This window comes from Flavobacterium sp. Root420 (assembly GCF_001427905.1).
Lineage (GTDB): Bacteria > Bacteroidota > Bacteroidia > Flavobacteriales > Flavobacteriaceae > Flavobacterium.
Genome location: NZ_LMEF01000012.1, coordinates 340,794 through 365,309, shown reverse-complemented (window position 1 = coordinate 365,309; position 24,516 = coordinate 340,794). Strand labels below are relative to the sequence as shown.

Below are 24,516 nucleotides of genomic sequence, written 5' to 3'. Positions count from 1 at the left end.
TTACTGTTTTTTATTGCGATCATCAAATTTCCTGACAAATTTTCTTCTGAAGAAAAACATAAAAACTGCCATTCCGGCAATTATAAAGCTCAAGGCATAGTTTTCATTACCTTCATTTAACTTAATAACTCCGTCGTAAATAAAGTAAACTGCAAATGCAATGTAAACGTATTGTGTATATTTCAAGTAACCCATAATTGTTTTATTCGTTGGCTTCTAATTCGCCTGTTATTCGTTGTGAATTTATCACTTTAAAATCTTTACTAAAATCAATTCCCTGACCGTTCGATATTCCTTTAGCATCGGTAAGTTTAAATTTTCTTTCGGTATAAAACCATTCATTTTTCTGATCAAAATACAGTTGTTCTGTTTCGAGCATCTGACCGGTTTCTGAAGTAATTTTTACTTTACCCTGCAAATCTATAATTCCGGTTTGTTTATAGGAAACCGCGTAATTTGCTACTATAAAAGTACGCTTTTGTTTTTTATCATACAGTGTAACATCAATTCCTTTTGGAAATTCAGTAAAAGGAAATTCAAGATTAGAATAATCCAGCATTTTTCGGCTTTTAAGAACTCCTGTAATGCGTCCTGAATCAGTATATTTTATATTAACCGTGTCTGCATCGCTTCCCGGAACAAATTCTGAAAAGTTAATTTTTTGAACTTCCTTAAAATTACTTTCGCACCCAAAAAACAGTGTCACAGCAAGAACTGTGACAGCGTTTATAATATATTTTTTTGGTAAATTCATTTGCCAAATGTAGTAAATTGTAATGAGCTTAAAAAAACATAACCGTTTATGTTTAATTGAATTTACTCTTCACGAACCATCTGTCGTTAAAAGAGAAACTTACACTAAAGTTCATATAATTTTCCTGAATCAAACCTGCAGATGTAGTTCCTCTTTTACCAAATTCAATTCCTAAATTTACATTTGAAAAAGATCCGGTAATTGGGAATCCAGCTCCTAAAGTCATTCCGACATCATTAACTGATTGGTTATTAATCACTAAACCAATTTTTTCATATTTCAAACCAGCTCTATAGGTAATTCTGCTGAAGTAACTTGAAAACGAAGTATAATTCGGAATATAATATCCTCCAACTGCATATTTTGAATACTTCTCATAACGTACATCATCACTAGAGTTATAGTAGTTTGCATATCGTCCATCACCCTGAAAAGCTAATGTAGTACCTACCAACCATTTTCTCGCCTCTCCAATACCAACACCAATCGTTAATTTATTAGGTAGTTTTAAATTAGTTTCTGTTGATGGATATTCATAAGGATCAGGATCGCCGGAAACTGAAATAACTCGCGCATTATCCGATTTTAAAGTACTTGCAAAAGTGTAACTTAAACTAGTAAATAAAGTCGTTTTTTTATAAATCTTTCTTTGATACATAGTACCAATATTAAAATTCACGCCAGATAACTCAGATTGATTCGTTTCTCGGGTTACACTCGCAACGTCTGTAATACCTTCAATACTTGTTGTTGTAATTTGTCCAAAATTATATTGTACATCAGCTCCGATATTCCAATTTGGCAAAATCTTATATCCTAAACCAAAGAATACCTTATTAACACCACCTTTTCCTTCAAACTGGCTATTTGTTGCACCAGTTACATCAGAATTATTATTTATAATTTTATATCCAACAGAAGATAACGGAACCAAACCAAAAGCAGCTCCAAGTTTACCCATCGGAATTCCCACTGCTAAATAATCAAAAGTAGATCTTTGGGCTTTTGCAGATTCATTAGTATTTTTTAATGTAGATGTTCCAAAAGTTCCTCCAATCGTAAATGTAGTTTGTCTTAAACTCGCATAACTTGAAGGGTTATCAATATTCAAGTGAATACTATCCTGCTCTACTGATACGCCACCCATGGATCTGTTTTCAAGAGTACCTTTAAATCTTGCATCACCAATTCCGTAAAAAGAATAAGGAGAAGCTGTACCTTGCTGAGCAAATGAAACGAACGAGATAAGTAAACAAGCACTTATTATAATTTTTTTAATCATTGTCGATTTTATATTGAAATGTTTGGTTCAAACTTTCCAAAAGGAAATTTGAATTGGCAAATATGGTATTTTTTAATCGTTTAGCCAAAAATTCTGCATCGCCGCCCGTTAAAATTATTATAAAATTTGAAAAGTTCTCCCGATATTCATCGATAAAACCATCAATCTCATAGACGAATCCATTGACAACACCAGAATGAATCGCTTCTTTAGTAGAGTTTCCTATATAGGATTCGGGCGTATCTAATGTTAACAAAGGCAATTTGGCCGTGAAATTATGTAATGCTTCATAACGCAATCGCAAACCCGGCGAGATCGCTCCGCCCAGATAATTATCATTTTCGTCGATAAAATCGTAGGTTATACAAGTTCCGGCATCAATTACTAATCTATTTTGTTTTGGGAATTGTAAAGTAGCTCCGGCAGCCAAAACCATTCGATCAATACCTAATGTTTTTGGCGTTGCATATTTATTAATGAAAGGAAAAACATCTTCATGAGTTAAAAAATGAATTTTTAGCTGACCTTCGAATGTCAAAAAAGACTGTTTTTCGACATTTCCAACCGAAGCAACGACCAAATCGGTGCAATTTTGAAATTTTTCTAAAATTATTTTAATTTTTTTTTCGAGTTCATTTTTCTCAAAAACAAAATTTTCAAGGACAGTACTTCCCTCAAAGACAGCCGCTTTAATTCGAGTGTTTCCAACATCAACCGTTAAAACCATGTTTGTTTTTTTATCAACGCGAAGATACGAATTGATTTTTTTAAAAAAATGTTTTGGATAAACGAAAAATGATTCTATCTTTGCACCCGCAATGAGCACAACACGGTACCTTAGCTCAGATGGTAGAGCAATGGACTGAAAATCCATGTGTCCCTGGTTCGATCCCTGGAGGTACCACCAAAACCCACTCAACTGAGTGGGTTTTTTGTTTTTAATATTTTTTCACAAAATGCATTACTTAAATATTCTCTACTCAGATTCATCTCAAAAATTTTATATTGGAGAAACAAACAATATTGAAGAGCGCATTTTAAAACATCAAAATCATTCTTACCAAAATTCTTTTACCAAAATCGCCACTGACTGGAGAATTGTTCTAGCCTTTGATTGCTTAAACAGAGAAGAAGCTATTTATTTGGAAAAGTTTATAAAAAGAATGAAAAGCAAAACTTTTAATAACAAAATAATCACAGATCCGTCTATTTTAAAAGACGTTTTATCCAAAAGAAAATCATAATATGTCCTTGGTTCTCCCGAAGCTTCGGGACCAAATTCCAATAAAGCTTAACCGCAAGGAACGCTAAGTTTTACGCAAAGTTCGCAAGGTTAAATTCCATTTTTTTTAAATTCCAAACTCCAATTAATCTCATTTCAATTATAGCCCAAGGTTTCAACCTCGGGGACGTATCGACGAACGAATTGAGGTATACATATTTTAATGCATGTATATTCACTATCTATTTACATACGGTGTCCCAACGGTTGAAACCGTTGGCTATGTTCTTGCTTATATAGATTTATTTTGATCCTTTTTAATTTTTGAAGAAATAAAAACATCGCGTTCTTTGCGTAAACCTCAGCGGTCTTCGCTGTTAAAATCTTCCTCTTTGAAACTTAAATACTATTAAAAAGTGTAAAGTTAACAATTATAGTGTTTTTGTTAAAAAAGTATCAACTAAATAAAAAAATATCTTATATATTCGTGAAATCATACTTTACTATTTTATTTACTATTAAAAACACAGAGCATTTTATGAGCAAAACTTCGACTAAAGGCATTTGGAAAGTTATTTCGGCTTCCTCGATGGGAACAATGATTGAATGGTATGATTTCTATATTTTTGGAAGCTTAGCTGTTGTAATTTCTACCAAATTTTTTCCAAGTGATAATCCAACTGCTGCTTTTTTATCAACATTAGCGACTTTCGCTGCGGGGTTTGTAGTTCGTCCTTTTGGTGCTTTGTTTTTTGGAAGACTTGGTGATATTATTGGAAGAAAATATACTTTTATGGCTACCTTATTATTAATGGGTGGCTCTACGTTTTTAATAGGATGTATTCCGAGTTATGAAACTATAGGTTTTCTAGCTCCTTTATTAGTCCTAATTCTACGTTTGCTACAAGGACTTGCTCTTGGTGGTGAATATGGAGGAGCAGCAACGTATGTTGCAGAACACGCTCCTGTTGGACAAAAAGGATATTGGACTTCCTGGATTCAAACTACAGCTACTGTTGGCTTGTTCATCTCATTAATGGTCATATTAGCTACTAAAAATGTACTTTCAGCAGAAGATTTTGATGCCTGGGGATGGCGTGTTCCGTTTTGGGTTTCTATCGTGATGGTTGGAGTTTCTTATTTGATAAGAAAAAACATGGATGAATCTCCCGTATTTGCCAAGGCTAAAAAAGAAGGAACAACAAGTACCAATCCGCTTAAAGAAAGTTTTGGTAACCGATACAATTTAAAATTCGTTTTACTGGCCCTTTTTGGAGCAACAATGGGACAAGGTGTTGTTTGGTATACGGGACAGTTTTATGCCATGAGTTTTATGAAAACGGTTATGAATGTAGATTCTTCACAAGTTGATGGGCTTTTAGGAATTGCACTTTTAATAGGAACTCCATTTTTTATAGTTTTTGGATGGCTGAGCGACAAAGTAGGTCGAAAATACATTATGATGTTCGGAATGTTACTCGCGATTTTATCTTACAGATCTATTTACAAGGAAATGTACAACACCACTAATGTGAGTTACAAAACCGAAATCGTTGAAAAAACAACGAAAAATATTGAAACAACGAAAAATAATGATATCGTAACAACTATCTCTAAAACCTTTACAGATGGAACCTCTTACATAGAAAAGAAAACAGATTTTGCCAATAAAAAAGCATCTCAAAGTACTATTTCAATCAAAATAAATTCTGAAGATGAGTGGGCGTTAATTTTTTGGGTTTTTATTCAGGTGTTGTTTGTAACAATGGTTTACGGACCAATTGCGGCATTTTTAGTAGAAATGTTTCCAACAAAAATCAGATACACTTCGATGTCGCTGCCCTATCATGTTGGAAATGGAATTTTTGGAGGTTTGCTTCCTGCAATTTCAACCTATTTTGTAACACATGCAAAAGCCAATGGAAAAGCCGACTTTTATCTTGACGGACTTTGGTACCCCATTATTATTGCTTCGGTCTGCTTTGTAATTGGAATGGTTTACATCGATAATAAAAACAAAACGAATCACCTTTAAAACCTACATAATATGAATACAGTTAAAAAAATTTTAGGTGTTTTGTGGATTATACTATCCATTGCCGCGGCTTATTTTTGTGTCTTTGAATTTGGTTTACCCAAATTCCTATCGGACCAGCAGGATGATTTAGTCTTTGGAATTATTATCCTCTTTGTCCTTACCCCATTAATAGTTTTAGGATTAGGAACTTTTGGTTATTTCTCTGTGATTGGCGAATACGATCAGAAAAAATAACCAAATTAACTTTAAAATTGAAAGGGCTGTCAAAAAATTGACAGCCCTTTCGAATTACTAAACTAACCAAACATCCATCATTAGAAATAATGACTGTGCTTTTAATTTTATTTTTTAATAAATTTCATAACCTGAATCTTATTGTTTTCATCAATTGCTTTCACAATATATAATCCTGTTTTTAATTCGCTTACACCAAACTGAAAATCTGTATTTCCATTTGGAGTAAAACTTTTTACCAATTGACCGGACATTGCATATACCTGAACTTTTGTTGTTGCAATATTTAATGTAAAATGGTTTAAAACCGGATTTGGATATAAATTAACCGTATTGCTTTTTTCGAATTCAGGAATAGTTAAATTGGCTGTTTTATTTCCGTAGATTCTATATTCGCCCGGTGCTAAATTCATTGTTGCATTAACATCGGTAACATTGATAGAAGTATTATCCATTAAATTATACCATGTTCCAGTATATTGAAAACCAGTAGGAACATTTTGTGCTGTCACATCAAAATTGGCCAGAATTAGAACGTCTTTTAATTGTGTTGCTGCAAGAGTACTGTTTGCAATTTTCACATTAACTGTTAGGGTATTTGTATCGGCCATTGTAGCTGTTCCCAAAAATACCGGCTCTGTCACTTTTAAATTGATCATTTTAGCCCAATCGTAATAAATTTTATTTCGATTGGTGTCTCCTAACCAATTTTCATTCCACTGAGGTTGTGGCTTCGTATCTAATTTGCAATCACCAGAAAGTGTTGCCGAAGCATCATTTACAACTCCATCCCTACAGGTAAAAATAGAATCATCCCAGCCTAATTCGCCAAAATGCCAGATCATTTTTGGACCCGGAATCAATAATGAAACTGCTCCAATTGCAGACATTCTTGACAATCCTGTATTTAATGTTTTTACATTGTAAGTTCCCGCCGAATTTCCGTATTGTACATTTTTGTACATCAAACGCTCTTCATCATGACTTTCGGCATAACCCATTAAACGGTTTGCTGTAAAACCACGGCTGGAACTCATCATTCTCGAAATATTGTTGCTTGTTGAATATCCCATTGACAATTGATTGTACTGATCTGTCATTTTTCCCCACATCATAACTCCCTTACTTGGCGTTTCAGTGGTTCTGTAGTTTGCCCATTCCTGTTCTTCTGTATCTGATCCTAAATGCTCAAAAATAGTATAATGTGTTTGGTCTAAACTCCAGGAATAATCGGCATATTTCTTTAAAACCGCAACTCTGTCCGGTCGATATCCGTTAGTACAAGATTCATCTGCAGCAGTACATTCCTGGGTAAATCCTTTGGTTAAATCCCAACGGAAACCATCAATTTTATATTCTTCTATCCATTGTTTCACCACTCGTTCGACATAATATTGTGTTCTAGCCGATTGATGATTAAAATCTTCACCTACACTATAACTGTGTTTTGCTACAGTATTAAAATAAGGATTTTCTGTTGTTGGCGACCCAAAACCATCTCCATCAGGATCATTCATCCACATTCTCACCATCGGATTTCTTCCGAAAGCATGATTTAAAGCTACATCAAGAATAACTGCAATACCATTTTGGTGGCATATATCAATAAGTTCTTTTAATTTATCCGAAGTGCCATAAAACTTATCCAAAGCCATGTGAAATGAAGTATTATAACCCCAGCTTTCATTCCCTTCAAACTCCATTACCGGCATCAATTCGATTGCATTTATTTTCAGTGTTTTGAAATAACCTATTCTGTCAATTAAACTTTGATAATTTCTATTTGCATCAAAATCACGAACCAAAACCTCGTAAACCACCAATTTATCTTTTTCAGGTTTAGTAAAATTAGTTACCTGCCAATTGTACGGAGTTTGTCCTGTTTTAAGCACAGTAACTTCAAAGTTCTGCCCTGCCGGATAAACCGGCATATTTGGATAGGATGCCGAAGGAATCGAAGAATCATCATAAGGAGATAAAACTAAAGTCGAATAAGGATCGGCTGTTTTTACCATTGCCGGCGAATTTGCAAGTGGAGTTGCATCGACAACCCAGTACTGATACGTGTTATTTACGCCAGAAACCAATCCGGTTAATTCCAGCCAAAATTTACCAGAAGTCGGATCTTTTTTCATAGCATAGGTGGTTGAAGGCTGCCAATTATTAAAACTTCCGGCAACATAAACAAAATCTTTCAGGGGTGCATCTAAAACTAAAGTTGCTTTTGTTGCGTCTGTATTATAATTTATTCCGTCGATTAATCCCGCAGGCATAGCTTCGGAAATCGTGTTTGGATTTACTATTACTGAAAACTTTTTTGAGATTGTAACTGTTCCTTGTACAATTACTAATTCATAATTTTGGTTCGTCGTAATAGTAGTAGCTGTATAAGAATAACTTGATGTACTTGCGTTAGTATCGATAGTCATTCCGTTTGCTCTTAATGTATAACTGGCTACACCGTTTGTATTTGTAGCTGCAATATTAAAATTAGATCCGGAGCCAATAATTGTAGCACTATTTTCAGTTGGCGAAGTCAGTGTTACCTGAAAAGAGCCCACTTCGACTAAAATATCCTGAGACTTCTTATCTCCGGTTCCATTTTTTGCTTTTATTAAAAAACCAATTTTACCAATTCCTGTAGTATTATAATACACTGTTGGCGTTATTGTTTTCGTGTAAGTATCAGAACCTGCATTATATGTAAATTTACTAGCTTCGCTTGAAGCCTCCCAACTTCCATTATTTGGAGTTCCCTTTTGAGTTGTATCATTTGTGTCAAAAGCCCAAGCCCATAGATACAGAGAATTATCAGTAACTCCCCAAGAACTTTCATCCAGATTATTTCCATTAATAGTAATGGTAATTGGAGTCGTTTCTTCAAAAGTTGACGGACTTACTGACCAGGTAACTTGTTTCAGCTGTGCAAATGAAAATACTGAAAACAAAAAGAAAAATAATAGTATAATTTTTTTCATAATTAACCTCTTTATTAAAAAAGGCTATCCGTAGATAGCCTCTTTTTATTTAACTCATTACTGTTTTACCATGGTATAAGTGTAATTTCTTGGATTACTTAAATCCAAAGTAATTAAGAAAGTTCCAGCAGTGGTTCCAATATTAGTTCCACCATCTTCTAATTTACCGTCAGCTCCAGTATCTCCAAAATTGAAATCCCAGCTGTTATTTGCTCTAAATTTCAAACCATTATCAGGAGCGGATTGAGCAGTTAAAACAACTGTAATTGTCCATTTTTTAGTAGCTGGATTGTATGTCATAGGAGTATCAGCATCCCATCCTCCAGGAGTAGCATTACCAACAATACCCCATGAAAGTTTAGTTGCAGAATATGTTAATTTTGCAGGATCAGTATCTGCTTTTATTTTATAGTAACCTGGAGCGGCAATTGATAAGTTTCCTCCAGTTGTACTAATGGTACCAGCTGTTGCACCTATTCCATAATTTGTTCCGTCCCAATTTGCCTGAGTAGACAATTTAAATCCTTTTCCATCTTGAGTACCATCTTGTGCAGTTGCAAAATATACATAACCTTCAAAAGCAGTTTTTCCGTAACCTTCAGCTAACAATGTTGGAGCAGAAGAATGTGCCCAATCTGATCCGTAACCACTTGCATTTTGATATCCACCTGGAAGCCATAATCTAGGAGTTTCTGTAGTATAAGCCGTAATAGTTATTGGAGTAGCGTTAGAAAACATAGGATTTGCACCGGCTATGTCAGATTTTACTCTAACTTCATATTCTGCCGATTTAAATGGTGTAGCTGCTAAAGACAAAGCAGCACCATTCATTTGTTCAACAGAAACAGATAATTGATTTTGAGAAATTACAGAACCTAAAACTTTTGCAGTCTTGAACTCATTTCCTTTTTTATCTATTTGAACGGTATAATTAACCTGAACATCACCTCCGTAATTAGCAGATTGCCATGTAAAACGTTCTGCTTGGTTTGCAGCAACCTCTGGAGTCAAAACATAAGCACTTCCTTCAGTAGGAGCTGTTAATACCGGTGTATCAACTCCTTCAATAACAGGTCTATCCTGTACGTCTTCAACGCTGCATGACATTGCAACTAAGGCAAATAAAGCAATTAATGATTTAGTTATATTTTTCATTTTCGTATATTTTTAATTATTAATATCCTGGATTTTGTTGTAGTTTTTGGTTTGATGCTAAAGCATTAGCAGGGATTGGAAATAAATTTCTGTAAGATTGAGTTGGCGCACCACCAGCAACATTACCTTTCCAAGGCCATAAATAACTTCCGCCTGAGAATTTCCCAAAACGAATTAAGTCAGATCTTCTATGACATTCCCAATGCAATTCTCTTGCTCTTTCATCAATAATAAAGTTTAAATTCAAATCTCCCTGAGATATTGTATTTCCTTTAGCTCTTAATCTCAAAGCATTTATATAATCTGTTGCAGTAGATGTGCTTCCTCCAGCTCCTCTTACCGCACATTCTGCATACATTAAATAAGCATCTGCCAATCGAAAGATTGGAAAATCCGAATCTGAAAAATTTCCAGCTTTATCTGATCCCTGAACACCATTTACATCAACGTTTCTAAATTTCTGAATAGCATAACCATCCGTAAAGTTTCCGATGTTAGCGATTTCTTTAGATTGTCCATTAGTATAAAACTGACCTCTTTTATCTGCTGTATTACCATCAAATTTATTTACGAAAGCTGATGTTGTTCGAATACCTCCCCAACCTCCGTTGATACCAAATTCAGATGCAACCATGCTTCCTCCAACAGGTGCATGTGTCAGAAATGTTGTTCCTCCATAAGTTTGAGTATGAAGCCCGTCAAAAGCGACAGCGAAAATAAATTCATTTTGAGAACCATTTTTATCATTATCAGCTAAAAACAACTGATTATAATCTGTATGCAATTTATAAGGTGATGCAATAATTTTATTAATAAGTGGCAAAGCATCTGCATATTTATCAGTTCCAATATATACACCTGAATTCATGTATAATTTTGCTTGTAACATCCATGCACCTGCCTGATCAACTCGATATTGCTCATTTGTTTTTGGTGCTTTTAATAACGGTGTAATTGCCGTTAACTCCTCATCAATAAATTTATATAACTCTGCTCTGGTAGCATATTCCGGATAGTAAAAAGTACTTGGTGAATCTTCTGTAACTAATGAACCTCCTCCGAAATTATCAACTAAATGAAAATATGTCATTGCTCTTAAAAAACGCACCTCAGCTCTATAAGTCTGAATTTCAGCCTTTAATTCAGCACTAACTCCTCTTGCCGCTAATTTCTCATCTGTAGTTTGTCTTAAAAACTCATTACAATTTACAATCTGAAAAGAGAAACGTGCAAAAACTGCCGTGATAAAACGGTCTAAAGAAGTCCAGGTTTGACTGTGCAAATCTTTGATAGTTCCATCATTCCAAGCAATTACCGCTTCATCAGTTGTTAATTCTTCCAACAACCACAATCCCCTAACATATTGACTTTCTCCTTCATCAATTCCTGAAATGTCGGGAGTTCCTGATGGACCTGTTTGTCCTGAAGTAGCAAATCCTGCATATAATTTTGCTAAATTTTGCTTATATGACTCTGGATTACTGAACAATTCATCACCACTAACAGAATCCCCATTATCTGGTGATTGGTTTAAATCATCTGTACATGAAGCAAAAAACGTTAGCATCATTACTAATGAAATTCCCAATAATTTTATTTGTATCTTTTTCATTTTTCTAGTTATTTTATTAGAAACTAACGTTTAAACCTAACGTAAAAGTGATTGGTCTTGGATAGATGTTTTTGTCAATACCATAAGTTTTATCAGTACTTGATGCAACTTCCGGATCTAATCCTTCGTATTTCGTAATAAGTAATACGTTTTGAGCTGCCAAAGTAAGTTTCACTAAAGTATTTGAGTTTTGCTTTTGATTAAAAGTATAACCAACACTAACATTATCTAATCTTACAAATGAAGCATCCTGAACGTAGTAATCTGATTCAAATCTTTTAGAATCTGTTGAAGCAAAATTTGTCTCTAAAACATTTGCAACTCCATTAGATAAATCCGTTTCTCTAAGTAATATATTTTGATATGAACCTTTGCTTGAGTCAACGTTATTGTAATTGTAATTACCCCAAGATCCTCTCCAGTTCATAGACATATCCCAGTTTTTATAGTTTAAAGTAGTATAGAAACCATAAAATACATCAGCTGTTGGTTTATGAAAACGATATTTATCCTGTTCTGTAATTAGTCCGTCTTTATTTCTGTCTACATACACACCATCAAGCGGTTTTCCATTTGCCCCATAAGCTTGCTCGTACACATAAAATGCCCCTGGAGAATATCCAACCTGGTGGTTTTGAATTGTATTTCCAGTTCCGCCTTCATATCCACCATAATTAATACCTGGAGTATTTGGCAAACTAGTAGTCAACTTTGTTATTTTTGAATCCTGAAAAGTAATGTTACCTCCAACAATCCATTCTAATTTATCTGTTTTAACCGGAATAACTTCTCCAGAAATCTCGATACCTTTATTCTCTATAGATCCAATATTGTAGTTATCAGCATTTGAGAACCCAAAGAAAGATGGATTATTTGTAAATAATAATAAGTCATCAGTTGTTCTTTTATACACATCAACTGTACCTGTAATTCTATTATTAAGGAATCCGAAATCTAAACCAACATTCACCGTTGTAGTTTCTTCCCATTTTAAATTACTATTATATGGTTGCGGTCTGTAAGTCGTATAAAAAGTATTTCCAATTTTGTATTGAGCAGTTCCGTTAGAAGCTAAATACAAAGGAATCGATGGATAACTAACTCCAATATCCTGTTGTCCTGTAATACCCCATCCTCCTCTTAATTTTAAAGTAGAAATACTAGTAACATCTTTTAAGAAACTTTCTTCATTTAATTTCCAGGCAACTGCAACAGCTGGGAAATTTGCCCAACGATTCTCTTCTGTAAATCTGGAAGTTCCATCACGTCTGTAAGACAATGTCAATAAATATTTGTCTGCAACAGTTACATTTGCTCTTGCAAAAAATGATTGTAGGTTAATACGAGTTGGAGTAAAAAGCTCTTTATTTGTTATGTCATTTTGAGCATTATAAGATGACTTATTTTTCGACTCTCTAAAATCCTGATAAGAATAACCTCCTGTTACATCAAGTTGTGTATCAATAGAATTGATTTTTGTATTATAATTCAAATACAAATCCATTAACTTATTATTCCTTGTTTCATCATTACTATAAGTATTACGTGCTGTTGAACCACTTAATCCCCCTAAATAATCAGCATCATTTTTACCATATCCTGTTCCGTTTAATTCGTCGTAACCGAAATTAGCAACAGCTTTCAGTTCTGGTAAAAAATGCATTTTATAATCAAACTGAATGTTACTGATACTTCTGAAAGAACTTCCGTATTTATGAATTTGATTAATCAAAGAAACGGGATTTCTTCCTGCTAATTGGTTAAATTCAGTAGGATTAGTCATCCATTGAAAATAAGTTCCATCAGCATTTTTAACTGATTGAGTAGGATCAAAAGAAATAGCAGCACCAATAGCATCTGTATTACTATAATTACTTTTAATATATGAAGTATTACTGTTAACCTGAACTTTTAAATGTTTGTCTAAGAAATCTCCAACAAGACTAGCTCCAAGAGTAGTTCTTTGCATGTTATCATTTTTCAGGATTCCATTTAAATTATTGTATCCTGCAGAAACTCTATAGGTAATATTGTCTTTACCTCCACTTGCAGCAATATTATGATCCTGACCAAATGCGGTTCTATAAATTTCGTCTTGCCAATTTGTATTTGCATCACCCATTAAACCTTGTTGATTGGCGGTTCCATGAGCATTTACGAAATCTCTAAATTGATTACTTGATAAAGCATCCACCGTTTTCTTAGCTTCAGAAACCTGAAAAGTTCCGTTATAGCTAATTTTCAAATCACCAGATTTTCCTTTTTTGGTTGTAATAATAATAACCCCATTAGAAGCTCTTGAACCATAAATAGCCGTCGCAGAAGCATCTTTTAAAACAGCAATAGATTCAATGTTATTTTGATTAATTGTTGACAATGGGTTTTTACCTCCTTCAACTCCTCCAGCGGCAACCGGAATACCATCAATTACATACAAAGGATCATTGTTTGCAGATAAAGAAGATCCGCTTCTGATTCTAATAATAGAACCTTCACCAGGAGAGCCACCATTATTAATAATTTGTAAACCAGCTACTCTACCCTGAATCATCTGATCTGCAGATACAACTGGTCCTTTATTAAAATCTTTAGTTGTAAGCATTGTTACAGCACCTGTTGCGTCTTTTTTCTTAACTGTACCATAACCAACTTGTACCACAACTTCTTTAAGTTGGTTGGTGTCTTCTTCTAAAGAAACGTTTAAAGTTTTTTGCCCATTATAATTAATGGTTTGCGTTGTGTATCCAATAAAAGAAACAACAATTTTATTTCCGTTTTTTACATTTGACAGTTGGTAAGTACCATCAAATCCTGTTGAGGTACCGCTTGGAGTACCTTGCACATTTACATTTACTCCCGGTATTGGCTGACCTGTTGCCTTATCGACAACAGTCCCGCTTAGAGTGCTTTGAGCGAACACAGAAAACGGCAACAATAGGAATAAAAATAACAACTTTTTGTAAATTGTTTTCATACTTTTTGTTTAAATTAGTTTGAGTTTGTGATTGTTAGTTAAGTTTTTAATTTTACTTCGAATTTCAAAATTAGGAATTTATTAACACGAACAACCAGACACCTTTTTTATTGGTTTACGAAAACGTGGTAGTGTTGAAAACTTTCTATTTTTTGTAATCTTTTAAGTCAAAAAATGCTAAATCAGAAAATAAAAGATACCTTTATTATTAATTAGATTTTTTTCAATAATACACATGAAACGCAAAATCACTTTAAAACAGATTGCAAAGGAACTAGACGTCTCTATTTCAACTGTCTCAAAATCACTAAGAAATAGTCTTGAAATAGGAGAAGAAACACGCTTAAAAGTGCAGGCTTTTGCAAAGTTTTACAACTATAAACCCAACAATATTGCCCTTAGTTTAAAAAATCGAAAAACCAAAAGTATTGGTATTATCATTCCGGAAATTGTACATTATTTTTTCTCTACCGTAATTAACGGAATTGAACAGGTTGCTAACGAAAATGGCTATAGTGTTGTGATCTGTCTATCGGATGATTCTTTCGATAAAGAAGTCTTAAATATGGAAATGTTAGCCAACGGAAGTATCGATGGTTTTATCATGTCTCTTTCCAAAGAAACCCAGTATAAAGGCGACTTTCATCACATTACCGAGGTTATAAATCAGGGAATGCCCGTGGTCATGTTCGACCGTGTTACCAATGATATTTTATGCGATAAAGTAATTATCGATGATAAAGCAGCTGCTTATGAAGCGGTTCAGAGTTTAATCGATAATGGCCGAAAAAAGATCGCATTGGTGACTACTGTCGATTATGTAAGTGTGGGAAAATTAAGAACAGATGGCTACGAAAAAGCACTCTTAGACAACGGATTACCGTTCAACGAAGATTTAATCATCAAAATTGAAGATGTCGATACTTGCGAAATTACAATTAGTCAGCTTTTACATGACAGAGCTTTTGATGCCGTTTTTGCTGTAAATGAACTTTTTGCGGTTACAATTATCAAAACAGCTAACAAAATGGGGCTTAAAGTTCCTGAAGATCTAGCCGTAATTGCTTTTACGGATGGAATTATTTCTAAATACTCAACTCCAAGCATTACAACCGTAAGTCAAAATGGTGAAAAAATGGGTAATAAAGCCGCTAAAATGCTAATTGAAAGACTGGAAGCTGAACATGATGATGAGGAAGAAGAAAATGAAAATTACACTACTGAAGTCATCGAAACGCACTTAATAAAAAGAGAATCTACTGACTAAAATTCTTAAAATCAACATATTCTAAAGCCATAAAAAATATTTATGGCTTTTTTATTAGGCTATTTAAAAAAATAATTAATACTTTTACGCCCATCAAGGCTTTTACTTTTACTTCGAAAAAACAGTAAGTTTTGATAAGCAAAGCGCTTATCGTCTAATTAATTTTTTAATTACGATAATGGAAAAGCGTAAATTAAGTTTCTGGGAAATTTGGAACATGAGTTTCGGTTTCTTAGGAATACAAATGGGATTTGCACTTCAGAATGCAAATGCCAGCAGAATTCTTCAAATTTTTGGTGCCGACGTACATGAACTATCATGGTTTTGGATTATTGCTCCTCTTATGGGATTGATAGTACAGCCTGTTATTGGTCATTACAGTGATAAAACCTGGGGAAAGTTTGGAAGACGAAAACCTTTTTTCCTTGTAGGTGCCATTTTAGCTTCAGTTGGATTAATTTTAATGCCTCAGGCTAACATTTTCATTTCTGTCCTGCCTGCTTTATGGGTTGGAGCCGGAATGTTAATGATTATGGATGCTTCTTTCAACATTGCTATGGAGCCGTTTCGCGCTTTGGTTGGTGACAATTTAAGAACAGATCAGCGTACTGCAGGATTCAGTATTCAAACTTCATTAATTGGTTTTGGAGCTGTAATTGGTTCGGCTTTACCTTATGTTTTAACAAAATGGTTTCACATTTCGAACAATGCCGTTCCTGGGAGTATTCCTCTAAATCTGAAATTATCATTTATTATTGGAGCAGCCGTTTTAATTGCTTCCATTCTGGTAACACTTTTTACAACAAAAGAATATACTCCGGAAGAATTAGCCCATTTTGAAGATCCGCAAAGTGAAATTGATATTCCTCCTGAAGAAAAATCAAAATTAACAGACATCTTTACCGATTTTGCAAAAATGCCAACAACAATGCGTCAGCTTAGTTGGGTTCAGTTTTTCTCCTGGTTTGGATTATTCGGAATGTGGGTATTTACAACCCCCGCGATTGCGCATCATATTTACGGATTACCATTAGATGACACTTCAAGCCAACAGTATCAGGATGCAGGTGACTGGGTCGGAATTTTATTTGGAGTTTACAATTTAGTTTCTGCCATTATCGCTTTATTTTTCTTACCGTTTATCGCTAAAAAAATCGGCCGAAAATCAACTCACGCCGTATCACTTATCATTGGAGGAATCGGATTAATTTCCATTTATTTTATGCCGAATGAAGACTGGGTAGTGTTGCCAATGATTTTAGTTGGAGTGGCCTGGGCTAGTATTTTGGCTATGCCCTACGCCATTCTTGCAGGATCAATTGCTCCTAAAAAAATGGGAGTTTATATGGGGATTTTCAACTTTTTCGTCGTGATTCCACAAATTGTAAATGCACTAATTGGAGGGCCAATTGTAAAATATCTTTACAATGGCGATGCAATTTATGCCTTAATAACAAGCGGTGTAAGTTTTTTAATTGCTGCTCTCTTAGTTTATAAAGTAAAAGATGTAGACGACACTATTCAAAAATCATAAATAAGAATTTCCCTTATAATGAAAAAAGCATTCATATTCGATCTTGATGGCGTAATCGTTGATACTGCCAAATACCACTTTTTAGCCTGGCAGAAAATCGCTCAGGCCTTAAACATCAATTTTACGCATGAAGACAACGAGTTACTTAAGGGCGTGAGCCGAGTACGTTCGTTAGATATTATACTTGGATTAGGAAATGCTGAGGCTTCGCAGGAAGACAAGGACAAATGGTTAATTCAAAAAAATGAAGATTACCTATCTTATTTAGTTGACATGGACGAAAGCGAGATTCTTCCTGGAGTTTTTAAAATTCTGCAATTATTAAAAGATAAAAACCAGGGAATTGCGTTGGGTTCTGCGAGTAAAAACGCCCGACCAATTCTTAAAAAAACGGGAATCCTTTCGTATTTCGATGTTATTGTTGACGGAAACGACGTTACCAATGCCAAACCAGATCCGGAAGTTTTCTTAAAAGCGGCTCAATTATTAAATATTGATCCAAAAAATGCAATTGTATTTGAAGATTCTGTTGCCGGAATTCAGGCAGCAAACATAGGAGAAATGATAAGTGTAGGAATTGGTGAGGAAACAATTTTACATGAAGCTGATTATATTTTTAAAGATTTCACTGAAATAAACCCGACGTTTATCGAGAAGCTAATTAATTAGAAAATGTGCCTATTAGATAATGAGATAATTTTTCGAACGTGAATTTTCTAATTGTTTAATTGACAGATTACCTAATTGATTGAAATATAAATCAACTAATTAAAAAAGTAAAATAGTACAAACGAGCAATTAATCAGATAAAATCAAATTAGAATAGCCAAAGTAAGTAATTATCTCATTATCAAATTGGCACATTTTCTAATTAAAGAATTATCTCATTGCCCAATTATCTAATTAAAAAAAATGAATCAAGATTATATAAAACCAGACAATTGGTCCATCATAGAAGAAGGATTTGATGTTGAAAGAGTCAAATCGTCTGAGAGTCTTTTTAGTATCGGAAACGGTGCTATGGGACAACGTGCCAATTTTGAAGAAACATACTCTGGCGAAACTTTTCAGGGAAGTTATATTGCCGGAATTTACTATCCGGACAAAACTAAAGTGGGTTGGTGGAAAAACGGCTATCCAAAATATTTTGCGAAAGTATTAAACGCTCCAAACTGGATTGGAATTGACGTTAAAATCAATGAAGAAAACTTAGACTTAAACACCTGTACAGAAGTTAAAAACTTTCGCAGAGAATTGAATATGAAAGAAGGATGGTACAACCGTTCTTTTGAAGCAACGTTGAAAAACGGAACTGAAATCGCCGTAAACATTCGACGTTTTCTTTCTTTGGATCTGGATGAAGCCGGTATTATCAAATACGAAATCACGCCTTTAAACAAAGATGCCAAAATTGTTTACAAACCTTATATCGACGCAGGAGTTACCAATGAAGATGCGAACTGGGAAGAAAAATTCTGGGAACCTCTTGAAGTAAAAAAAGGATCAAATGAGGCTTTTGTGACGGCGCAGACTTTTAAGACGCATTTTAAGGTTACAACTTTCATGCACAACACGATTTTTGCAAACGGAGAAAACGTAAACATTTCGCCTTCAACAATCGACTCCACTTCAGATAAAGTTCAGTTTACTTACGGAACGATTATCGCTAAAGGACAAACCTCATCCATTCAGAAAATTGGTGGTTATACGGTTTCTTTAAATCACGAAAACACTTTGGCTGCAGCCGAAAAAACAATTAAAGCTGCTGTTAATTTAGGATATGAAAAGTTACTTCAAAATCAAATTAACGCCTGGAGCAAAATCTGGGAAATGTCAGATATTACCATTGATGGCGACGTAAAAGCACAGCAGGGAATTCGTTTCAACATCTTCCAGTTAAATCAAACCTATTTAGGAAAAGACAGCCGATTGAACATCGGGCCTAAAGGTTTTACCGGAGAAAAATACGGCGGATCTACTTATTGGGACACTGAGGCTTATTGTATTCCGTTTTACATGGCGACAAAAGATCAGCAGGTAGCAAGAAACTTATTGACGTATCGTTTCAATCAATTGGATAAAGCGATTGAAAATGCGAAGGACAATTTAGGTTTCAAAAACGGCGCGGCTCTTTATCCGATGGTTACCATGAATGGAGAAGAATGCCACAACGAATGGGAAATCACGCACGAAGAAATTCACAGAAATGGCGCGATTGCTTTTGCGATTTACAATTACCACCGTTTCACCGGAGATTACTCTTATATTCCTGAAAAAGGTTTAGAAGTTTTAATCGGAATTGCGCGTTTCTGGCATCAGAGAGCTTCTTTTTCTAAAGAAAAAAATCAATACGTGATTTTGGGCGTTACAGGTCCAAATGAATATGAAAATAACATCAACAATAATTTCTACACCAATTATATTGCAAAATGGTGTATCGATTATGCAGCTGAACAAATTAATAAAGTGGCACTGGAATATCCTGCTGATCACAAACGTGTTCTTGAAAAAGTGAAGTTATCTGCTAATGAAATCCAGGAATGGAAAAAAGTAGCTGACGATATGTACTTCCCGGTTTCAAAAGAATTGGGCATTTATTTACAGCAGGACGGTTTCTTAGACAAAGATTTAGTTCCGGTAAAAGACTTAGACCGTTCACAGAGACCAATCAATCAAAAATGGTCTTGGGATCGTGTTTTACGTTCGCCGTATATCAAACAAGCCGATGTTTTACAATGTTTCTATTTCTTTGAAGATCATTTCTCCAAAGAAGAATTAGAACGTAATTTCGACTTTTACGAATCGTTTACGGTTCATGAAAGTTCACTTTCGCCTTGCGTTCACTCGATTCAGGCTGCCCATTTAGATAAAATGGACATGGCCTATACTTTCTACTTAAGAACTTCTCGTCTGGATTTGGATGACTATAACAAAGAGGTAGAAGAAGGCTGTCACATTACTTCAATGGCGGGAACGTGGATGAGCATTGTAGAAGGTTTTGGCGGAATGCGCGTAAAAAATGACCAGCTTCATTTTGCTCCAAAAATTCCAAAAGAATGGAAAGGCTATTCGTTTAAAATAAACTTCAGAAATCAAATTTTGAAAGTAGCTGTAAATCACGACGAAACAACTTTTACCGTTGATGGCGATCAAGATTTAACAATTGTAGTAAACGGAAAACCCATAACTGCAAGTAAATTTGCACAAATTGATTAATTACTTAAAAATAAAAAACATGAAAAACTTATTTTTCGCAAGTTTAATCTTGTTTGCTTTCAGCTCAATTGCAAAAGCGCAGCAATTAAAATCTCCCGAAGGAAAGTTCGTAATGGAATTTTCGCTTCAAAACGACGGAACTCCAACTTACAATTTAAAATACAAAAATAAAGAAGTTGTCAAAACCAGTAAATTAGGTCTTGAACTTAAAGATGACAAAAAATCTTTATTGAATGACTTTACTGTTGTTGATACCAAAACTACCACTTTTGATGAAACCTGGAAACCGGTTTGGGGAGAAGTGGATAATATCAGAAATCATTATAATGAACTTGCTGTTACTTTAAATCAAAAAGGAACGGACAGACAAATCGTAATTCGTTTCCGTTTGTTCGATGACGGACTTGGATTTAGATATGAATTCCCAACTCAAAAAAATCTGACTTACTTTGTAATCAAAGAAGAAAGAACACAATTTGCAATGGCTGGCGACCACACAGCATTTTGGATTCCGGGAGATTATGACACTCAGGAATACGATTATACCAAATCGAAATTATCTGAAATCAGAGGTTTATCAGAAAAGGCATATACGGCTAATGTTTCTCAAAAATCTTTTTCTCCAACAGGAGTTCAGACTTCTTTGATGTTAAAAACCAATGACGGAATTTACATCAACCTGCACGAAGCGGCTTTGATCAATTATTCTTGTATGCATTTGAATTTGGATGACAAAAACATGATTTTCGAATCCTGGTTAACGCCAGATGCAAAAGGAGACAAAGGTTATATTCAGGCACCAGGTCACTCTCCTTGGAGAACGATTATGGTTAGCGATGATGCCAGAGAAATCTTAGCTTCAAAAATGACTTATAACTTAAACGATCCGTCTAAAATTGATGATACTTCCTGGATTAAACCGGTAAAATATGTTGGTGTTTGGTGGGAAATGATTACAGGAAAAAGCTCCTGGTCTTACACAAACGATTTTCCAACGGTTCAATTAGGCGTTTCTGATTTCTCAAAAGCAAAACCAAGCGGAACACACGGAGCAAACAATGCTAACGTAAAAAAATATATTGATTTTGCCGCTGCAAATGGTTTCGATGCTGTTTTAGTTGAAGGATGGAACGAAGGCTGGGAAGACTGGTTTGGACATTCAAAAGATTATGTTTTTGATTTCTTAACGCCTTACCCCGATTTTGATGTAAAAGGTTTGCATGAATATGCAAAATCTAAAGGAATCAAAATCATCATGCACCACGAAACTTCTGGTTCGGTTCGCAACTACGAGCGCCATATGGACAAAGCGTACCAATTCATGAAAGACAACGGATACGATGCTGTAAAAAGCGGTTATGTTGGAGATATTTTGCCTCGCGGTGAAAATCATTATGATCAATGGATTGTAAACCACTATCAATATGCGATTGAAAAAGCAGCTGATTATAAAATTATGGTGAACGCTCACGAAGCTGTTCGTCCAACAGGAATTTGCAGAACATATCCGAACTTAATTGGAAACGAAGCAGCAAGAGGAACAGAATATCAGGCTTTTGGCGGTTCTAAACCAAATCACGTTACGGTATTGCCATTTACACGTTTAATTGGAGGTCCAATGGATTATACTCCCGGAATCTTCGAAATGGATATCAGCAAAATGAATCCTGATAATAAATCGCATGTAAACAGCACGATTTGTAATCAATTGGCTTTGTATGTAACGATGTACAGCCCGTTGCAAATGGCGGCAGATACTCCAGAGAACTACAACCGTTTTCCAGATGCTTTCCAATTCATTAAAGATGTAGCGGTAGATTGGTCTGAAAGCAAATATATCGAAGCTGAACCAGGTGATTTTATTACGGTTGCCCGTAAAGCAAAAGGAACAAACAACTGGTTTGTTGGAAACGTAAACGGAGACAATTCCCGTACTTCGAACATTGATTTCAGTTTCCTTGAAAAAGGCAAAAAATACACCGCAACAATTTATGCTGATGCAAAAGAGGCACATTATAAAACTAATCCGCAGGCTTACACGATCAAGAAAATTGCTGTAACTAATAAATCAAAATTATCACAGTTGTCTGCTCCGGGCGGAGGTTATGCGATTAGTATAATCGAAACAAAATAATTTTTTCAAAGACAAGTGATTTTTCCCAAAATTACTTGTCTTTTTTTTTAAATCTTATATTTTTTTATCCTGCAAGGTTTTCAAAACCTTGGAGGTATTATTGATTAATATTAAAAACTGTACAAGTAATTCCTATTTAAACTTACAAGGTTTTGAAAACCTTGCAGGAAACCTAAAACTTAGATTATGAGAATTCAGGCAAACCAGACATTCTACAAAATACTCCTTTTCATCCTACTATTTTCTGCTTCCGCGAAAGCGCAAATTCAGAAAGTTGAACCGCCATTTTGGTACGCAGGAATGAAAAATCCGGAGTTGCAGATTATGTTCTACGGAAAAAACATTGCACAATACGAAGCTGCTGTTTCTAATAATGTTGTCATTAAAAATGTAGAAAAAACAGAAAATCCAAACTACTTATTCGTAACAATTGACATACAAAATTTAAAAGCTTCTGAATTGGTTTTCTCTTTTAAAGCCAATAATAAAATTGCCTTTACACAAAAATATTCCCTTAAAGAAAGAAGAGCCAATTCAGCAGACCGAAAAAGTTATGACTCTTCAGACTTGATTTACCTAATTATGCCGGATCGTTTTGCGAACGGAAATCCGAAAAACGATAGCAATGCTTCTTTAACTGAAAAAGCAAATCGTCAGGAACCAGCAGGTCGTCATGGTGGAGATATCCAAGGAATCATTAAAAACTTAGATTATATTTCGTCTTTAGGTGTAACTACGATCTGGAATACTCCTTTATGCGAAGACAACGACAAACAGCATTCCTATCATGGATATGCACAATCTGATGTCTACAAAATAGATCCGCGTTACGGAACGAATGAAGATTATGTTCGTTTATCATCAGAATTGCACAAGAAAAACATGAAATTGGTAATGGATTACGTTACCAATCATTGGGGAATTACCCACTGGATGATGAAAGACATGCCAACTAAAACCTGGTTCAATCAATTCGAAAACTTCACTCAAACGCATCACAGACGTGAAGTTATTACAGATATACATGCTTCAAAAATTGATCAGGAAATTTGTGTTGACGGCTGGTTTGTTCCTTCTATGCCAGACTTGAATTTGAGAAATCCTTTAGTCGCGAAATACTTAACTCAAAACGCCATTTGGTGGATTGAATATGCTAATCTGGACGGATTTAGAGTTGATACTTATAATTACTCTGACCAAACGGCAATGGCCAATTGGGCCAAATCAATTACGAATGAATATCCTAATTTTAATATTGTTGGTGAAATCTGGATGCACAATCAGGCGAATTTAGCCTATTGGCAAAAAGACAGTAAAATTGGCGCAATCGAAAACTACAATTCGAATTTGCCAAGTGTAATGGATTTTACCCTTCAAAGTCAGGTTACATCCGCTTTCAATGAAGACGAACCAAGCTGGGACAGCGGATTGATTAAATTCTATAACAATTTTGCAATGGATTATTTATATCCAAATACCAATAACATTTTGGTTTTTACCGAAAATCATGACACTGATCGTATGAATGAGAAGTTTAAATACGATTTTCCTAAATACAAACTGGCGATGACTTTATTGGCCACAGTTCGTGGAATTCCACAAGTTTATTACGGTTCAGAAATTGGAATGGGTGGTGAAAAAAGCAAAGGCGACGCCGATATTCGTCAGGATTTTCCTGGCGGATGGGCTGGCGACAAAAACAATGCATTGACTGCAGCAGGAAGAACGGCTCAGCAAGCGCAATTTTTCGATTTTACTTCAAAATTATTCAATTGGAGAAAAGCCAATAAAGCCATTCATAACGGTAAAATGACGCATTATATTCCGGAGAATAACACTTATGTTTATTTTAGATATACCGATGCTAAAACCGTAATGGTCGTTTTCAATAACAATGCAAAAGCACAAACAGTTAAAACAAACCGTTTTAAAGAAAACATCAAAAACTTTAAATCTGGAAAAGATGTTTTGACCGGAAAAACATTTGATTTAGCTACTGAAATTACATTGGAGCCAAAATCGGCTGTAGTTTTAGAATTGGAATAAATATTAAAACACATAGAAACATAGTTCTCTAGAGCTAAAAAAAGGCATTTCACTTGCATCAAAACACATA

The 24,516-nt window shown here is 34.8% G+C and carries 17 protein-coding genes and 1 tRNA gene; 10 read left to right on the top strand and 8 right to left on the bottom strand.

The features are described from left to right. From ASC72_RS09275 to ASC72_RS09260, 4 genes are read right to left on the bottom strand one after another with little or no spacing between them, the layout of a single operon-like run. Complete coding sequence (locus tag ASC72_RS09275) at nucleotides 1-195, bottom strand: hypothetical protein (RefSeq protein WP_056190083.1); 195 nt, start codon at nucleotides 193-195, stop codon at nucleotides 1-3. Between the two features lie 7 nt (nucleotides 196-202). Continuing rightward, nucleotides 203-754: an LPS export ABC transporter periplasmic protein LptC gene (lptC, locus tag ASC72_RS09270; protein WP_056190081.1), complete on the bottom strand. Its 552-nt coding sequence runs from the start codon at nucleotides 752-754 to the stop codon at nucleotides 203-205. A gap of 52 nt (nucleotides 755-806) precedes the next feature. Continuing rightward, nucleotides 807-2,036, bottom strand: a complete 1,230-nt coding sequence (locus ASC72_RS09265; RefSeq protein ID WP_056190079.1) for a hypothetical protein — start codon at nucleotides 2,034-2,036, stop codon at nucleotides 807-809. Continuing rightward, on the bottom strand, nucleotides 2,029-2,763 hold the full coding sequence (locus ASC72_RS09260; RefSeq protein WP_056190506.1) for a type III pantothenate kinase: 735 nt from the start codon (nucleotides 2,761-2,763) through the stop codon (nucleotides 2,029-2,031). The genes ASC72_RS09265 and ASC72_RS09260 overlap by 8 nt, the downstream gene beginning before the upstream one ends. A gap of 104 nt (nucleotides 2,764-2,867) precedes the next feature. Here ASC72_RS09260 and ASC72_RS09255 point away from each other — a divergent pair. The 4 genes from ASC72_RS09255 (at nucleotide 2,868) to ASC72_RS09240 (ending at nucleotide 5,530) form a co-directional block, all read left to right on the top strand. Beyond that, nucleotides 2,868-2,943 (top strand) — tRNA-Phe (locus tag ASC72_RS09255). Between the two features lie 49 nt (nucleotides 2,944-2,992). Continuing rightward, nucleotides 2,993-3,280 carry a GIY-YIG nuclease family protein gene (locus ASC72_RS09250; protein WP_056190076.1) on the top strand — a complete coding sequence of 96 codons (288 nt, stop codon included), beginning with the start codon at nucleotides 2,993-2,995 and terminating at the stop codon, nucleotides 3,278-3,280. A 516-nt stretch (nucleotides 3,281-3,796) separates the two neighbouring features. After that, nucleotides 3,797-5,293 carry an MFS transporter gene (locus ASC72_RS09245; protein ID WP_056190074.1) on the top strand — a complete coding sequence of 499 codons (1,497 nt, stop codon included), beginning with the start codon at nucleotides 3,797-3,799 and terminating at the stop codon, nucleotides 5,291-5,293. Between the two features lie 12 nt (nucleotides 5,294-5,305). Next, nucleotides 5,306-5,530, top strand: coding sequence for a DUF6814 family protein (locus ASC72_RS09240; RefSeq protein WP_056190073.1), 225 nt, complete (start codon nucleotides 5,306-5,308; stop codon nucleotides 5,528-5,530). Between the two features lie 107 nt (nucleotides 5,531-5,637). Here the strand turns inward: ASC72_RS09240 and ASC72_RS09235 are convergent, their stop codons facing one another. Genes ASC72_RS09235 through ASC72_RS09220 form a run of 4 tightly spaced genes read right to left on the bottom strand, consistent with a single transcriptional unit; the run spans nucleotide 5,638 to nucleotide 14,249 of the window. Beyond that, nucleotides 5,638-8,508, bottom strand: coding sequence for an alpha-amylase family glycosyl hydrolase (locus ASC72_RS09235; RefSeq protein ID WP_056190071.1), 2,871 nt, complete (start codon nucleotides 8,506-8,508; stop codon nucleotides 5,638-5,640). A gap of 57 nt (nucleotides 8,509-8,565) precedes the next feature. Beyond that, entirely contained in the window at nucleotides 8,566-9,663 is a 1,098-nt protein-coding gene (locus ASC72_RS09230; protein ID WP_056190069.1) for a SusE domain-containing protein, read from the bottom strand. Between the two features lie 19 nt (nucleotides 9,664-9,682). Beyond that, nucleotides 9,683-11,275, bottom strand: coding sequence for a RagB/SusD family nutrient uptake outer membrane protein (locus tag ASC72_RS09225; RefSeq protein ID WP_056190067.1), 1,593 nt, complete (start codon nucleotides 11,273-11,275; stop codon nucleotides 9,683-9,685). Nucleotides 11,276-11,291: 16 nt separating this feature from the next. Continuing rightward, a complete protein-coding gene (locus ASC72_RS09220) occupies nucleotides 11,292-14,249 on the bottom strand; it encodes a TonB-dependent receptor (RefSeq protein ID WP_056190065.1) in 2,958 nt (985 codons plus the stop codon). Between the two features lie 235 nt (nucleotides 14,250-14,484). Here ASC72_RS09220 and ASC72_RS09215 point away from each other — a divergent pair, with 235 nt between their 5' ends. The 6 genes from ASC72_RS09215 to ASC72_RS09190 all read left to right on the top strand — a co-directional run bounded on the left by ASC72_RS09215 (nucleotide 14,485) and on the right by ASC72_RS09190 (nucleotide 24,446). Next, nucleotides 14,485-15,516, top strand: a complete 1,032-nt coding sequence (locus ASC72_RS09215; protein ID WP_056190062.1) for a LacI family DNA-binding transcriptional regulator — start codon at nucleotides 14,485-14,487, stop codon at nucleotides 15,514-15,516. A gap of 178 nt (nucleotides 15,517-15,694) precedes the next feature. After that, nucleotides 15,695-17,050, top strand: coding sequence for an MFS transporter (locus tag ASC72_RS09210; protein ID WP_056190059.1), 1,356 nt, complete (start codon nucleotides 15,695-15,697; stop codon nucleotides 17,048-17,050). A gap of 15 nt (nucleotides 17,051-17,065) precedes the next feature. Continuing rightward, nucleotides 17,066-17,719, top strand: coding sequence for a beta-phosphoglucomutase (gene pgmB, locus ASC72_RS09205; protein ID WP_056190057.1), 654 nt, complete (start codon nucleotides 17,066-17,068; stop codon nucleotides 17,717-17,719). Nucleotides 17,720-17,962: 243 nt separating this feature from the next. After that, on the top strand, nucleotides 17,963-20,266 hold the full coding sequence (locus ASC72_RS09200) for a glycoside hydrolase family 65 protein (protein WP_056190053.1): 2,304 nt from the start codon (nucleotides 17,963-17,965) through the stop codon (nucleotides 20,264-20,266). Between the two features lie 19 nt (nucleotides 20,267-20,285). Beyond that, on the top strand, nucleotides 20,286-22,400 hold the full coding sequence (locus tag ASC72_RS09195) for a glycoside hydrolase family 97 protein (RefSeq protein WP_056190050.1): 2,115 nt from the start codon (nucleotides 20,286-20,288) through the stop codon (nucleotides 22,398-22,400). Between the two features lie 186 nt (nucleotides 22,401-22,586). Beyond that, nucleotides 22,587-24,446, top strand: coding sequence for a glycoside hydrolase family 13 protein (locus tag ASC72_RS09190; protein WP_056190049.1), 1,860 nt, complete (start codon nucleotides 22,587-22,589; stop codon nucleotides 24,444-24,446). Nucleotides 24,447-24,516 lie beyond the last annotated feature (70 nt).